This is a genomic window from Microtetraspora sp. NBRC 13810, assembly GCF_030268685.1.
In the GTDB taxonomy this organism is placed as follows: domain Bacteria; phylum Actinomycetota; class Actinomycetes; order Streptosporangiales; family Streptosporangiaceae; genus BSRQ01.
In genome coordinates, this window is record NZ_BSRQ01000021.1 from 14,901 (window position 1) to 28,382 (window position 13,482).

Here is a 13,482-nt window from a genome sequence, read left to right on the forward strand (position 1 = left end):
TCGGAGGAGGCCCGGCCGCGGTCGGGCGCGCCTTTCACGCCGGCCTGCATCCTCCACAGCCGGAAGGCGCCGCCCTGTGACGGCGGCGACCGGTCAGATGACCGCACGGGAGGCGGTGACCGGGGTCCTCGGCGCCGGCCGGTCCAGCCGGACGTCGCGGGTCTCGGGGACGAACCAGATGGCGACCAGCGAGACCGCCGCGCATCCGGTCATCAGCAGGGCGACCGGCCACGACGCGCCGCCGCCCGCGGCCAGGAGGGCGGCCGCGGCGAAGGGGGCGGTGCCGCCGGCGAGCGCCGCGCTCCATTCGCGGGCGATGGCGATGCCGCTGTACCGGTAACGGGTCTCGAACAGCTCGGTGTACAGCGCGGCCTGCGCGGCGAGCATCGCGGCGATGCAGAGGCCGTGGCCGAGGGTGACGGCCAGGATGACGAGTTCCGGGCGGCCGGTGTCGACGAGCCAGAACATCGGGAAGGGGTAGGCGACCAAGAAGACCGCGCCGCCGAGCCAGACCGGGCGGCGGCCGACGCGGTCGGTCAGCATGCCGAACAGCGGTGTGGCGGCGACGGCCACGACGGAGGAGATCACGTTGGCGATCAGGGCGGTCGTGGCCGACATGCCGAGGCTCGTGGTGACGTAGGAACGCGTGCTCGGCACCGTCGCCATCCGCTCCAACATGGCCCTGCTCCGCCACGCCAGGGGCATGGTCGCGCTGACCGCCGGGCGGCACGAGGAGGCCTTCGGCCACCTGTGGCGGGTGTACGACCCCGGGGACACCACGTTCCACTCCACCTGGCGCCACTGGATGATCAGCGATCTGGCCGACGCCGCCGTCACCGACGCGCACCGCGAGACCGCCCGGTCGGCCCTGGCCGAACTGGAGGACATCGGCGCGCGCACCCCGGCGCCGCTCCTGCACGCGGGACTGCGCTACGCCCGGGCGGTGCTGGCCGACGACGACGGCGCCGAACGGCTCTACCTCGACGCCCTGGCCGCCGACCTGTCCGAATGGCCGATCGCCCGGGCCCGGCTCCTGCTGGCCTACGGCGTGTGGTTACGCCGCCAGCGCCGCATCCTGGACGCCCGCGTCCCCCTGCGTACCGCCCGCGACAGCTGCGACGCCCTCGGCCTGCTGGCGTGGGGCGAGAAGGCCCGCCAGGAACTGCGCGCCACCGGCGAGAGCAGCGAGACCCGCGTGCCCACCACGACCGAACAGCTCACCCCTCAGGAACTGCACATCGCCAAGCTGGCCGCCGGCGGGCTGTCGAACCGCGAGATCGGCCAGCAGCTCTACCTGTCGCACCGCACCGTGAGCACCCACCTGTACCGCCTGTTCCGCAAACTCGGCATCACCTCACGGGGCCAGCTTCGCGACATCCTCTGACCTCGGCGGGTATCCGTCACCCGGCTTACGTCAGGCTCCGCGGCGCCCTGCCCGCCGGACTCCCCCGGGCCGAGCGGGATCGCTAGGGATGCTGTCGCCGGCCGCGGAGGCTCTCCAGCGCGTCCGCGACCTCCCGGACCTGCTCGGGCCGCCGGGCGCACCAGTCGGAGACACCGTTGAACCATCCGTTCCAGACGACGCCGACCACGTCGGCGGTGATCTCCTCCCGCCGTGCACGAGAGCGGTGAGATCACCCACTTCGGGGTCGTACTCGTCCTCGGGAGCCCCCATGCCCAGCAGACCTTCGGGGTCGTACCGGTTGATCAACGCGCGGACGGCGGCGGCTACCCGATCATCGGTCATGGCTCCAGCATGCCTCTGCCGGATGTGCGCGTGGTGCGTCCAGGGCCCCCCTCTACCGGTGGCCGCTGTGGGCGAGGGGCCCCGGCGCCCGGAGCATGTCGAGTGCCGTGGCCTCGGGGGAGCCCGGTTCGGCCGAGTACACGAGTACGGTCTGGCTGGTGTCGGGGAGGAGGAGGGTGTCGCAGTCGAGCGTGATCGTGCCCAGGTCGGGATGCCGGATGCTCTTGGTCGCGGCGCGCCACGGGGCGGATCGCCCCTCCCGCCAGAGCTCGTCGAACCGCCGGCTGCCAGCGCGCAGCTCCGCGATCAGCCGTGCCAGGTCGTGGTCGCCGGGATAGCGGGCGCGGGCGGCGCGCAGCGTGCCGACCGAGGCGCGGGCGGCGGCGTCCTCCTCGTCCGCGTTCGCGGCGACCTGGCAGCGGCTGCTCCCGAGGAACCGTTGCCAGACGAGGTTGCGTCGCTGCCGCGGCCACGCGGACATGTCGCCCTGCAGCGCTGCCCCGAGGGGATTCCAGGCCAGCACGTCGCCCTTGGCCGACAGCACCAGCACGGGCAGGCCGGCCATGCGGTCCAGCAGCCGGAACACGCTCGGCCCCACGCTCATCGCGATACGCCCGGCCGGGGGCGGTTCGTGGCCGGCCAGGCGGAAGAGCTGGTCGCGGTCGTCGTCGTCGAGCCGCAGGGCCCGGGCCAGCGCGGCGATGACCTGGCTCGACGGCCGCGGCCCGCGCCCCTGTTCGAGCCGGACCACGTAGTCGACGCTCAGGTCCGCGAGCGTGGCGACCTCCTCCCGGCGCAGGCCCGGCACCTGACGGCGCGGCCCCGCCGGGAGGCCGACGTCCTGTGGTCGCACGCGAGCCCGGGCGGTGCGGAGGACGTCGGCGAGTTCGGCACGGTTCACCCTTCAATCATGCCGTACGCCCCCTGCCGGGGGGTGGTACCGCGGGTCCCATGCCCCGGCGGCCCTGGCGGGCGGGACCGCGCGCCCCGACGATCGAACGCATGACAGACGTGAGACCGGTGGCGCTGGTCACCGGGGCGAACAAGGGGCTGGGCCGGGAGACCGTACGCCGCCTGGCCGGAAGTGGCTGGCTGGTCCTCCTGGCCGCGAGAGACCGGGAACGCGGTACGCAGGCCGCGGCGACGCTGGCGGACGAGGGGCTCGACGTGGAGTTCGTCGAGCTCGACGTGACCTCGGACGAATCCGCGGAGGCGGCCGTGCGGGCCGTCGCCGAACGCGTGGATCACCTGGATGCGCTGGTCAACAACGCGGGGGTCGCCGGCCCCATGCTGGACCCGGCCGACGTGGAAGCCGCCGCGCTACGGAGGCTGTACGAGGTCAACGTGTTCGGTCAGGTACGGGTCACCCGCGCGTTCCTGCCGCTGCTGCGGAAGTCGGAGCGGCCCCGCATCGTCATGGTGTCCAGCGCGCTCGCCTCGCTGGAGCACGCGAGCGACCCCGCCCGCCCCGAGTACGGCTTCCTGAGCCTGGACTACGCCTCGTCGAAGGCGGCACTCAACATGATCGTGTCCCAGTACGCCCGGGCGCTGCCCGGGTTCAAGGTCAACGCCGCGGACCCGGGCAACCCCGCCACCGACATGAACCGGCACACGGGTGTGCACACCGTCGCCGAGGGCGTCGAGGCGATCATCAGGCTGGCTACCCTGGACGATGACGGGCCGACCGGCGGCTTCTTCGACCGTAACGGCCCCGTCCCCTGGTAGGAGCGAGAATGACCACCATCTTGACCATCGGACTGCACCCGGGCGCGATCGACTACACCGGGTTTCCCGGGCTCGACGAGGCGACGCTCACCGCACGGATCGAGCAGGGCCACGCGGCTCTGCGGGCGGCGGGCTTCGACGCGGTGTCATGCCTGGTCGGCACCGACCCGGACGAGGCGGAGCGGACCGTCCGGGAGCAATTGGCCCAGGGCCCCTTCGGCGTGGTCATGATCGGAGGCGGCGTGCGCATGTCCCCTGAGCACACCCTCCTGTTCGAACGGCTGATCAACGTCCTGGTGGCGACGACACCCGGAATCCGGTTCTGCTTCAACACCTCACCGGAGACGACGATCGACGCCATCCGCCGCTGGATCTAGGCGGGCGTCCTGCCGGGACACGGCTGGGGGCGAGTGCGTACGGCATGCATGACGGGCTCGCGCGGCCCGTACGCGGGCGCGTCCGCGGCCCGCCTCACGTGGCCGCGCCGCCGGGCCGGTCCAGTCCGGCCGCGAGCTCGGTGATCACCGCGTCGATCCGCCGGCCGAGCAGGGCCGTGTCCAGCGGCCGGTCCGAGCCCGCGGTCTGCTGGAGCCACTGGTCCACGACGACGCGGAGCGCCGTCAGGACCGCGGCCGCGCACAGGAGCGGATAGACGGACTCTTCAGACCGTCCGGCTGCCGGGTCTTCGATGTGGTCGGCGATCGCCTCCGCCAGGGCCTTCTCCTGGGCGGCGAGCACGGCCAGCTGCTGGGGTACCAGCGTGGGCGCGGCGCGGATCAGTTCCAGTGCCCGGATGTGGTCGCGGCTGACGGCGTCGCTCTGGTTCATCGCGATCAGCACCGCCTCGCGGAACGCCCGCAGGACCGTCTCCGTCCGCGGCCGGGCCCTGAACTGGGCGATGAGCTCCTGCGCACCGGCCGACAGGGAGGCCACGATCGCTTCTTCCTTGCTGGAGAAGTAGTTGAAGAAGGTCCGCAGCGCGATGTCGGCCTCGTCGGCTATCTGCTCGACGGTGACGTTCTCGACACCGTGGCGCACGGACAGGCGGAGCGCGGCCTCGCGCAGTGCGGCGCGGGTGGCCTGCTTCTTCCGTTCGCGGCGACCGGCGACCGGCGGCGCGTCACCCGCCACGGCCGGCCGGGCCCGCTCACCGCCCGGTGCGGGCTGAACCACTCCGGCCTCCTTCTCCACCACGGTCTCTCATTATGGGTGGCCGGAGGCGGCGTCGGCACGGCCGACGTGCCGCCGGAGCGGACCCGAGCGGACCCGGGCCGGTGCGGGCCGGCACCGGCCCGGCACCCGCGTTCAGCGGCCCGGGCCGCCGGTCACGCCGGAGCGGGTCCGGACCAGGTCACCGGCAGCGAGTGCACGCCGAAGATGAGCATCTCGTCGCGCAGCGGCACCTGCTCGGCGGGTACGGTCAGCCGCAGGTCCGGCAGGCGAGTGATCAGCTCCCTGAGGCCGACCTGCATCTCGACGCGGGCAAGCTGCTGCCCCAGGCACTGGTGGACGCCGTGCCCGAAGGCCAGGTGCGGGGCGCGGGGGCGGTGTACGTCCAGCCGGTCGGGGTGGGGCCAGTGCTGCGGATCACGGTTGGCCTCGGGCGTGGCGATCACGACCGTGGCACCGGCCGGGATGCCCACCCCGCCCAGGGTGACGGGCTCGGTTGTGACGCGGCTCACGCCGAGCTGGATGATGGCCAGGTAGCGCAGCAGTTCCTCGACCGCGTTGTCGATCAGGGTGGGGTCGTCCCGCAGCGCGGCGAGCTGCTGGGGGTGTTCCAGCAGGGCGAAGGCGCCCAGGCCCAGCATGTTGGCGGTGGTCTCGTGGCCGGCGCCGAGCAGGACGAGGGCGATGTCGACGAGCTGGGCGTCGGTCAGCGGCGGGTCGGCGTCGTGGACGAGGCCGGACAGCATGTCGTCGGCGGGGTTGGCCCGCTTGTCCGCGACCAGGCGCTGCATGAACGCGTACAGCTCGGCGCTCGCCCGGGCTCGCTCCTCGGCGGTGGCGTTGGCGTTGAGTCCGACGGCGGTGCGTTCCTGGAACTCGCCCCGGTCGGCGTAGTCGACGCCGAGCATCTCGCAGATGACCAGCGAGGGCAGCGGCAGCGCGAACGCCTGGACGAGGTCGGCCTCGGTGCCGGCCGCCTTCATCGCCTCGATGTGCTCGACGGCGATCTCGGTGACGCGTGACTCCAGCGCCCGCATCCGCCGCACGGTGAACTGGCCGGTCAGCAGCCGGCGGATCCGGGTGTGCTCGGGCGGGTCCATGAAGATGAAGAAGCCGTCCTCGCGGGCGGCGGGGGCCGTGTCCGGCTCCGGCGTCGTGGCCGCCATCTCGGCCACCTCGTGCGGTTGCAGCGACGTGACGTCGCGATGGCGGACCTTGTCGGCGCTGAAGCGCGCGTCCGACAACACCGTGCGAGCCTCCTCGAAGCCGGTCACCAGCCACGCCTGGGCGCCGTTGAGCAGGTGCAGCGGCCGGACGGCGTCCTGGCCGCGCCGCGCCCGCAGGCCGGCCGGCGGATCGAACGGGCAGCCGCCGCGCTCGACCATGTCCGCGGGCAGGATCCGGCGCATCGCCGTGGGGCCGGCGGCCGGGGACTCCTCGGTCAAGCTGCTGTCGTTCATCGGCACATCCTGTTCTCGGGCGGAGCCGCCGAACCGTCGTCCGCGGCGGAGGACGAGCCCACCCTACAAAAGATGCACGACACGCATCAATGCGTGTCGTGCATGAAACCTGGACCACGGGCACCCCTGTCAGCGGTGAGCGCCCACCGCGAGAAGCCGGTCGGCGCCGCGCTGGAACTCGTACGGCACCCGGCGTATCTCACTGCTCAGGCCCGCGGCCTCCAGATCGACACGCAACCGGTCGAGGAACATCACCCGTTCACCCGCGCCCCGGTGCACGATCGGGAAGATCCTGACCTCGCCGCGGCACACCCGGCTCATCTCCAGGATCGCGGCCCTGTGCCATGCCAGGTCGAACCGGTCGGCCCAGGTGAACAGCAGGTGCGAGCACAACACCAGGTCGACGCTGCCGTCCGCGAACGGGAGACATGGCAGGGCCGCCGCCAGGTAGGAGCCCGGCCGCCGGCGCAGGTCGGCGATGAACTCGACGCCGGCGGCCGATCTCACCTCGCCGTACCGTTCCGCCGTGCCGTACCAGTCCCACACGAACCGGTCCGCGTTCGCGCGCACCATCGCGCGGGCCCGCTCCTGATCGCCACGCAGCAGGCCGGCGAGCACGTCCGGGCCGTGGGCATAGCCGGGGTCGGCCGCCACGACCCTGGCCCCGGCGCCGGCGGCCCCCGCGGCGAAGCTGGAGGCGCCGCCCCCGCAGTCGAGCACGACACCGCGCAGATCACCGTCGCCGAGCGCGAACATCGCACGGTACTCGCCGAACGACCGAGACGTGATGATCACTCCTGCTCCTCGCGACAGGTCCTCCACTACCGCACATCCTCGCGCGGGGCAGGTCACGGTGGCCCGGAGAACTCCCCCAGGCAAGATGATCCCCCGTTCGGAGGCGCACACCACCGCCGCAGGCGAACGGATCGCCGAAGCGCGAGCTCCCCCGGCCGCACCGAAGCACGGGCTCCGCCGCCGCACCGAAACGGTGGCTGGAGCCCGCTCTTCCCCAGGGCCGATCACTACGGCCGTGCCCGGCGTCGTCTCGGTCAGGTGCAGGTGACCAGGACGACGGAGATGACGGTGCAGGTGGTGGCGGCGTTGTCGTTGGCCGGGTCGGGGTCGGCCGGGGCGCTGGTGGTGCGCACGCCGGTGACGGTGGCCTGGCCCAGGGACAACAGCGACAGCGGCACCCGGAAGGACTTGGCGGCCGAGGTCCCGTCGGCGATGGCGCCGTAGGCGCAGGTGACCTTCCCGGCGGCGGTGGTGCAGCCGGGCGACAGGTTGGTCGCCGAAGTCCCCGGGGGCAGGGTGGCGGTGAGGGTGGCGGAGGCGACCGCGTCGGGGCCGGTGTTGCGGGCGGTCAGGGTGTAGCGCAGATAAGGCACCAGGATGCCCACATGGGGCTGGGCGCCCAGGTCCACGTCGATGTCGGCGGAGCCGCCCGCGTCGGTGTAGGAGAACCCGTCGAAAAGGGTGTAGAAACTGCCGAAGCCCAGCACGGTCACATTGACCGTACCGGTCCCGGGCGGCGTGGTGGCGGTGATCGTGGTGTCGTTGACGACGGTCACCGAGGTCGCCAGGTTGTCGCCGAACTCGACCTCGCTCACCCCGTACGGATGGCAGGCGGTGTCCAGGAAGCCGTCGCCCGTGATGGTGACCGCGGTACCGCCGCCGGTCGGGCCCGTGTTGGGGGTGACGCCGCCGACTTCGCAGTCCTGGGCGTGCGCCGCGGGCGACAGGGCGACGCCGCCGGCCATGGCCAGGAGCGCCGCGGCGGCCAGTGTCGCCAGGCGGCCGAGCCGCCGTGCACGTCCCGAGGTGGATAAGCGCATCGTTGATCTTCCTCCCATGGTTACGCGCCGTCCCGGCCCCGCCCTGTGGCCGGGAACATCCGTGACGGCACGGCGAACAGGCGAGATCCGCACCCACCTGGCATGGGAAAACGCCCCTGCCGTCAGCGGGAAGGCCCATCCCCCCTATGGCGGACCCGGTCGTGACGCGCTCCCCGAGGGATCGTCTCGATGTCCATCTCGCCCGCCCGATGGTGCCCCCGTGCCAGAACCCGGGCAAGGTCCTTCGGCCAGGCGGTGCCCGGTTGGCCCAACCTGGCCAGCGGGCCACGCCCACGCCGTACTCCGGTCAGCCCGGCAGCGCCTGGAGGGCCACCGTGGCGAGGCGGTCGAAGGTGGCGTAGTCGCGGCGCCCAGCGGCTCGGCCACCTCCGCGCGCAGCACCTCGGAGATCCGCCTGCCGGTCGCCCGGCGCACGACCTCGCCGACGACGTAACCGAAGGACTGAGCGTGATAGGCGGTCACGGTGCCGGGCTCCCACCAGGGCACGGCGTCTGCGATCGCGGCGCACATCCGGTCCCAGCCGGGTGTCCCACCCACGGGCCGCACCGCCACCGGTTTATCCGGTGGCGTGCGGATCGGCCGGTCAGTAGGTTCTGTGGCCGTGAGTGGTCTCGGCAGGATCGGAATCCGGCGCGCGGATGAGGCGGACGCGGAGGTGATCGCACACATCCACATGACGTCCCGCGTGGCGACGATGCCGTACCTGCCGCCGCAGAGGCGCAGTCACGACCAGGTCACCCGGTGGATCGAGGAAGTCCTGCGCACGTCGCACACGTGGGTGGCGGTGCGCGACGCGGAGGTCCTCGGCTATGCCGCCCTCGCGGGAGACACGCTCGAGCACCTCTATCTGCGACCGGACGTCCGCCGCCAGGGCATCGGCACGCTCCTGCTCGACGAGGTCAGACGGCACAGCCCCGACGGGATCTCGCTGTACGTCTTCCAGGCGAACACCGACGCCCGCGCGTTCTACGAGCGCCACGGCTTCAAGGTCGTCGACGAGAGCGACGGCCACCAGAACATGGAGAACCTGCCCGACCTGACGCTGCGCTGGACGCCGGACGACTCAGCTGAGCGCCAGGCCCTCCGGACATCGGGACATGGCGGAGGGAGTGGGCGGTCAGGGCTTGGGTGAGGGTGCGGAGGGGCAGGTCGTGCGGTATTCCTCACCCTTCAGGTGGTGGTTCCATTCCTCTGGGGTGAGAGGCCGGTGGGCGATGGCGCAGACGGCCGCGGGCACGTCGGCGGGCAGGCCCACCTTCCAGAACCGCAGGGTCGCGTCGAAGCCACCGGAGGCCAGGGTGCGTCCGTCCGGGCTGAACGCCATCTTCAGCACGTGGCCGATGTGGCCGAAGAGCGGATCCCCGATCTGCCGCTGGGTCTCCACGTCCCACAGCCGCACCGATCCGTCGCCGGTGGCGCTGGCCAGGGTGGTCCCGTCCGGACTGAAGGTCATCCACAGCACGTCGTTGACGTGGCTCATCGGGGTGCCGATCGGGCGGCGGGTGGCCACGTCCCACAGCCGTGCCGTCCCGTCGACCGCCGCGCGGGCCAGGGTGCGCCCGTCCGGGCTGAACCTGACCGACCACACGGCGCCGCCGGTGTGGTCGTCGAGCGGGACGCCGACCGGGCGGCGGGCCGTCATGTTCCACAGCCGCGTCGTCCCGTCGGCGGCGCCGCTGGCCAGGGTGCGCCCGTCCGGGCTGAACGCCACCGCCTGCACGCCGCGGGTGTGGTCGTCGAGCGGGGCGCCGATCTGCCGCCGCGTGGCCACGTCCCACAGCCGGATGGTCCCGTCGTCGGAGCCGCTGACCAGGGTCCGCCCGTCGGGACCGAACTCCACCGAGAGCACGTTGTGCGTGTGCCCGGCGAGCGGGACGCCCACCTGCCGGCGCGTGCGCACATCCCACAGCCGCACCTTGTCGTCGAATCCGCCGCTGGCCAGGGTGCGCCCGTCCGGGCTGAACGCCACCGTCATCACCAGGTCGCCGTGGCCGGTGAGCGGGGTGCCGATCGGCCGGCGGCCGGCCGCGTCCCACAGCCGTATCGTCCCGTCGGCGGAGGAAGTGGCCAGGGTGCGCCCGTCGGGACTGTAGGCGACGGCCCACACGGCGCGGGTGTGCTCGGTGAGCGGAGGACCGGAGGGGCGCCCGACCGTGACGTCCCACAGCCGCGCGGTGTCGTCGCGGGAGGCGCTGGCCAGGGTGCGCCCGTCGGGGCTGAACCGCACCGAGAGCACCGCGTCGGTGTGGGCCTCGATCGGGAGGCCCTGCAGGCTGCGGCTCGCCGTGTCCCACAGCCGTATCTTCCCCTCGCCCGCTGAGCTGGCCATCAGGCGGCCGTCCGGGCTGAAGGTCACCGAATGGACGGTGTGGGTGTGGCCGGTGAACTCCGCCAGCGCCTCACGGGCGGCGACGTCCCACAGCAGCACCGTCCTGTCGCTGGACCCGCTGGCGAGGGTGTGCCCGTCCGGGCTGAACGCCACCGACCACACGCCCTTTGCGTGACGGGCGAGTGTGCCGGTCTGCCTGCGGGTGGCCACGTCCCACAGCCGTACCTTGCGGTCGAAACCGCCGCTGGCCAGGGTGCGCCCGTCCGGGCTGAACGCCACGGACGAGACGGTGTCGCGGTGGCCGCTGAGCGTGGCGAGCGGGCGGCGGGTCGCCACGTCCCACAACCGCACCGTGTCGTCGTCGCCCCCGCTGGCGAGCGTGCGCCCGTCGGGGTCGAAGGCCACCGTCAGCACGTTGCCGCCGTGGCCGGTGAGCGTGGCGAGCGGGCGGCGGGCGGCCACGTCCCACAGCCGGACCGTGCCGTCGTCACCCGCGCTGGCGAGCGTGCGCCCGTCGGGGCTGAACGCCACCGACCACACGGCGTCGGTGTGGCCGGCGAGCGTGGCGAGCGGGCGGCGGGTCGCCACGTCCCACAGCCGCACCATGTCGTCGTTCCCGCCCGCGGCCAGGGTGCGCCCGTCGGGGCTGAACGCGACGGAGAGCAGGTTGTCCGTGCCGGTGAGAATGGCGCGGCCGGGTCTGCCCAGCACGCCGGCCATGCTGACGCGGGCCTCTTCGGTCCGGGCGACGCGCGCGGCGGCGGTGGCCAGCCGCGCCGAGGTGGCGGGGTCGCGGGCCAGCCTCTCGCTCTGCGCGGACAGGTCGCGGGACAGCGCGAGCGCGCGCTGGTGGTCGTTCTCCCGGCCGGACAGGACAGCCAGGGTGGCGGCGGTCAGGGCCACGACGAGCAGGAAGGTCAGGGCGGTGAACGCGCCCTGCCACCGGCGGCGGGTGCGTACGGCGGCGCGCTCGCCGGCGTGCAGGAAGTCGTCGGCGTACGCGGGGAGGGCGGGATGGTGGCCGGGGTCGGCCTGCCAGTGCGATCGGGCGCGGCGGGCCGCTTCCAGGCGTGCTCCCCGGTACAGGAACGAGGGGTCACGGTCCTTCCGGTCCCATTCCCGGGCGTCCGTGACGAGTTCGGTGTAGACCGCCCGCTCGGCCTGGTCCTCGGCGAGCCAGCCGGTCAGCCGTGGCCAGGTGGTGAGCAGCACGTCGTGGGCCATCTCGACGGCCCCGCCCTGGTGGCCGGTCACCATCAGCCGGGAGGCGGTGAACGCCTTCATGACCCGTTCCACCGCGTCCCGGGCCGCCGATCCGCATGCCTGGAGGAGTTCGTCGTGCGGGACGCGCCGTCGTATCACCCGTCCGTCCGGGCCGGTGGCGGTCAGCAGGAGCAGGACCCGCCGGGCCACCTGCCGGTCCTCGTCGTCCAGGCCGGTGTAGGCGTCCTCGGCGGTGGCCCGTACGGCGAAGGCGACCCCGCCGGTGCGGTCGTAGCCGTGCCGGGTCAGGCGGTCGTCCTCCCGGTTGTCCCAGGTGCGCGTCATGGCCAGCGACAGCAGCGGCAGCAGCCCCGTGCCAGGGGCGTCGCGCGTGTGGCCGGTCAGCTCCCGCACGACCTGCTCGGCCAGCCCGTCCTCCACGTGCAGGCCCGCCGCGGCGGCCGGGCCGGTGATGGCCCGGGTCAGCTCGTCGCCGCTCATCGGCCCGAGCACGAACACCCGCTCCTCCAGCGCGCGGGCGAGTTCGAGGTGGGTGGCGCACCGGTCGACGAAGTCACCCCGCACCACCACGACCACGACTCCCGCCGGTTCGCCCTCCGAGCGGGCGGGCAGGGTGGCGATCGCGTGCAACGCGGCCAGGAACCGCTCCCGGTCCCGTCCTGACCGGTCGCCTTCCGGCACCTGGGTGAACACCTCTTCCAACTGGTCGACCACCACGACCAGCCGTCGCGGGCCCGCCAGGAGTGTCCCGCCCTGCTCGCCCCGCCGTACGGCGTCGGCCACCAGCACCTGCCCGGCCCTCCCGGCGGCCCGGGCGGGATCCTGCCGCAGCTCCTCCAACACCGCGTCCGGGTCGGCTCCGCAGCGGACCGCGAGTTGCGTCGCCAGTTCCCGCAACGGCCGCGCGGTCGGTGTGAGGACGAGCTGCGGCCACTGGGACGCCGACGGCAGGCCCGCCACCAGCCCGCGGGCGAGACCCGGCAGCAGCCCGGCCTGCACCAGCGAGGACTTCCCCGCGCCCGAGGCGCCCGTCACCACCACCAGTCCCGGGTCCTCGACCCGCGCCGCGACCATCGCCGCCAGCCGTACCGTGGCCTGACCCCGCCCGTGGAAGACCTCCGCCTGCGCCGCGCCGAACGGCACCAGACCCTGGTACGGGCATCCGCCCGCCCACACCGCGGCCTCGGGTTTCCGCCCGGTCACGGCCGGAAGACGCCGATGCAGGAGAGCCACCTGCTCGTGCAACGCCGCCAGCATCATCAGCTGCTGCTCGGTCCGGCGGCGATCATGACGATGCTCGGCGTCCTGACGGTGCAACGCCCCCTGGATCCGCACCGCCGCGCTCTCCAACTGCCCCAGCAGCGGCGCGAACCCGGCCATCTGCCCGCCCAGCTCGGCGAAACCCTCGACGAGTTCGGCCAGCAGCCGCTCGTCGCCACGCCGAACGGCCTCGGCGAGCACCGCCTGCGCGGCCCCCACCTCCTCCAGCACCCCGGCCAGCGTCCCGGCGAGCGCCGGTCCGCCCTCGCCCCGCAGGGCCTCCTCCAGCCGGGCCGCGAGCTCCGGTTCCACCTGTGCCGCCGTCGGCGGCTCCCCGTGGCCGCGCTCGCGTGCCGCCGCCAGGGCCTTGCTCACCACCTCGGTCAGCAGGTTCGCGCCCACCGAGCCCGCCACGCCCGCGCCCGCCAGCACGAGGGGCAACTCCAGCCCGGCCACCGCCAGCGGCGCGAGCGCTCCCGCGCACAACCCCACCAGCAGCACCCGAGGCGTCGCCTGTCCGGTCCGGCGCGCCAGCCCCGTCACCCAGACCCGCGCCCCGCGCCGCGCCTGGTCCCGGGCCCGGCCGGAGCCGCCCGGCCCTTCGCCCGGCTCCTGGACGTCGTCGTTCCGCATGCCCGTCCCCGCCGCCCGGTTGACTCTCGTTTCCGACCACGAGGCGATGCCTCAGTGAACCAAGGGTTATCGCATCAA

13 protein-coding genes are annotated in these 13,482 nt (G+C 73.5%); 4 read left to right on the plus strand and 9 right to left on the minus strand.

The window, feature by feature from the left end; all coding sequences use genetic code 11:
- Positions 1–93: 93 nt before the first annotated feature.
- Entirely contained in the window at positions 94–666 is a 573-nt protein-coding gene (locus QSK26_RS32355; protein ID WP_285779107.1) for an MFS transporter, read from the minus strand.
- On the opposite strand from QSK26_RS32355, the gene QSK26_RS32360 reads away from it, so the two are divergent.
- Entirely contained in the window at positions 647–1,384 is a 738-nt protein-coding gene (locus tag QSK26_RS32360) for a helix-turn-helix transcriptional regulator (protein WP_285779108.1), read from the plus strand. The two genes, QSK26_RS32355 and QSK26_RS32360, sit on opposite strands and share 20 nt — an antisense overlap.
- An 82-nt stretch (positions 1,385–1,466) precedes the next feature.
- Here the strand turns inward: QSK26_RS32360 and QSK26_RS32365 are convergent, their stop codons facing one another.
- Together QSK26_RS32365 and QSK26_RS32370 are read right to left on the minus strand one after the other, a co-directional pair.
- Positions 1,467–1,592: a hypothetical protein gene (locus QSK26_RS32365; RefSeq protein WP_285779109.1), complete on the minus strand. Its 126-nt coding sequence runs from the start codon at positions 1,590–1,592 to the stop codon at positions 1,467–1,469.
- Between the two features lie 207 nt (positions 1,593–1,799).
- A complete protein-coding gene (locus tag QSK26_RS32370; RefSeq protein ID WP_285779110.1) occupies positions 1,800–2,648 on the minus strand; it encodes a helix-turn-helix transcriptional regulator in 849 nt (282 codons plus the stop codon).
- Between the two features lie 101 nt (positions 2,649–2,749).
- Between QSK26_RS32370 and QSK26_RS32375 the strand changes: the two genes are divergently transcribed.
- Together QSK26_RS32375 and QSK26_RS32380 are read left to right on the plus strand one after the other, a co-directional pair.
- On the plus strand, positions 2,750–3,472 hold the full coding sequence (locus tag QSK26_RS32375) for an SDR family oxidoreductase (RefSeq protein ID WP_285779111.1): 723 nt from the start codon (positions 2,750–2,752) through the stop codon (positions 3,470–3,472).
- Positions 3,473–3,480: 8 nt separating this feature from the next.
- On the plus strand, positions 3,481–3,849 hold the full coding sequence (locus QSK26_RS32380) for a hypothetical protein (RefSeq protein WP_285779112.1): 369 nt from the start codon (positions 3,481–3,483) through the stop codon (positions 3,847–3,849).
- 94 nt (positions 3,850–3,943) lie between these two features.
- On the opposite strand, the gene QSK26_RS32385 is transcribed toward QSK26_RS32380, so the two are convergent.
- From QSK26_RS32385 to QSK26_RS41965, 5 genes are all read right to left on the minus strand, one after another.
- Positions 3,944–4,666: a TetR/AcrR family transcriptional regulator gene (locus QSK26_RS32385; RefSeq protein ID WP_285779113.1), complete on the minus strand. Its 723-nt coding sequence runs from the start codon at positions 4,664–4,666 to the stop codon at positions 3,944–3,946.
- A 131-nt stretch (positions 4,667–4,797) separates the two neighbouring features.
- Positions 4,798–6,102 (minus strand): cytochrome P450, encoded by a 1,305-nt coding sequence (locus QSK26_RS32390; protein ID WP_285779114.1) that lies wholly within the window; start codon positions 6,100–6,102, stop codon positions 4,798–4,800.
- A 129-nt stretch (positions 6,103–6,231) separates the two neighbouring features.
- Positions 6,232–6,897, minus strand: coding sequence for a methyltransferase domain-containing protein (locus QSK26_RS32395; protein ID WP_285779115.1), 666 nt, complete (start codon positions 6,895–6,897; stop codon positions 6,232–6,234).
- A 254-nt stretch (positions 6,898–7,151) separates the two neighbouring features.
- A complete protein-coding gene (locus tag QSK26_RS32400) occupies positions 7,152–7,937 on the minus strand; it encodes an IPT/TIG domain-containing protein (protein WP_285779116.1) in 786 nt (261 codons plus the stop codon).
- 144 nt (positions 7,938–8,081) lie between these two features.
- Positions 8,082–8,633, minus strand: a complete 552-nt coding sequence (locus QSK26_RS41965; RefSeq protein ID WP_352244433.1) for a serine hydrolase — start codon at positions 8,631–8,633, stop codon at positions 8,082–8,084.
- Here QSK26_RS41965 and QSK26_RS32405 point away from each other — a divergent pair.
- Entirely contained in the window at positions 8,560–9,090 is a 531-nt protein-coding gene (locus QSK26_RS32405; RefSeq protein WP_352244434.1) for a GNAT family N-acetyltransferase, read from the plus strand. The genes QSK26_RS41965 and QSK26_RS32405 overlap by 74 nt on opposite strands.
- Here QSK26_RS32405 and QSK26_RS32410 read toward each other — a convergent pair.
- Positions 9,076–13,404 (minus strand): nSTAND1 domain-containing NTPase, encoded by a 4,329-nt coding sequence (locus tag QSK26_RS32410; protein ID WP_285779118.1) that lies wholly within the window; start codon positions 13,402–13,404, stop codon positions 9,076–9,078. The genes QSK26_RS32405 and QSK26_RS32410 overlap by 15 nt on opposite strands.
- Positions 13,405–13,482 lie beyond the last annotated feature (78 nt).

What these genes read in the sequence shown, in the direction of transcription:
- QSK26_RS32355 (WP_285779107.1), bottom strand. Translation starts at nt 666, where the DNA reads ATGGCGACGGTGCCGAGCACGCGTTCCTACGTCACCACGAGCCTCGGC.
- QSK26_RS32375 (WP_285779111.1), top strand. Translation starts at nt 2,750, where the DNA reads ATGACAGACGTGAGACCGGTGGCGCTGGTCACCGGGGCGAACAAGGGG.
- QSK26_RS32380 (WP_285779112.1), top strand. Translation starts at nt 3,481, where the DNA reads ATGACCACCATCTTGACCATCGGACTGCACCCGGGCGCGATCGACTAC.
- QSK26_RS32390 (WP_285779114.1), bottom strand. Translation starts at nt 6,102, where the DNA reads ATGAACGACAGCAGCTTGACCGAGGAGTCCCCGGCCGCCGGCCCCACG.
- QSK26_RS32400 (WP_285779116.1), bottom strand. Translation starts at nt 7,937, where the DNA reads ATGCGCTTATCCACCTCGGGACGTGCACGGCGGCTCGGCCGCCTGGCG.
- QSK26_RS41965 (WP_352244433.1), bottom strand. Translation starts at nt 8,633, where the DNA reads ATGTGGATGTGTGCGATCACCTCCGCGTCCGCCTCATCCGCGCGCCGG.
- QSK26_RS32410 (WP_285779118.1), bottom strand. Translation starts at nt 13,404, where the DNA reads ATGCGGAACGACGACGTCCAGGAGCCGGGCGAAGGGCCGGGCGGCTCC.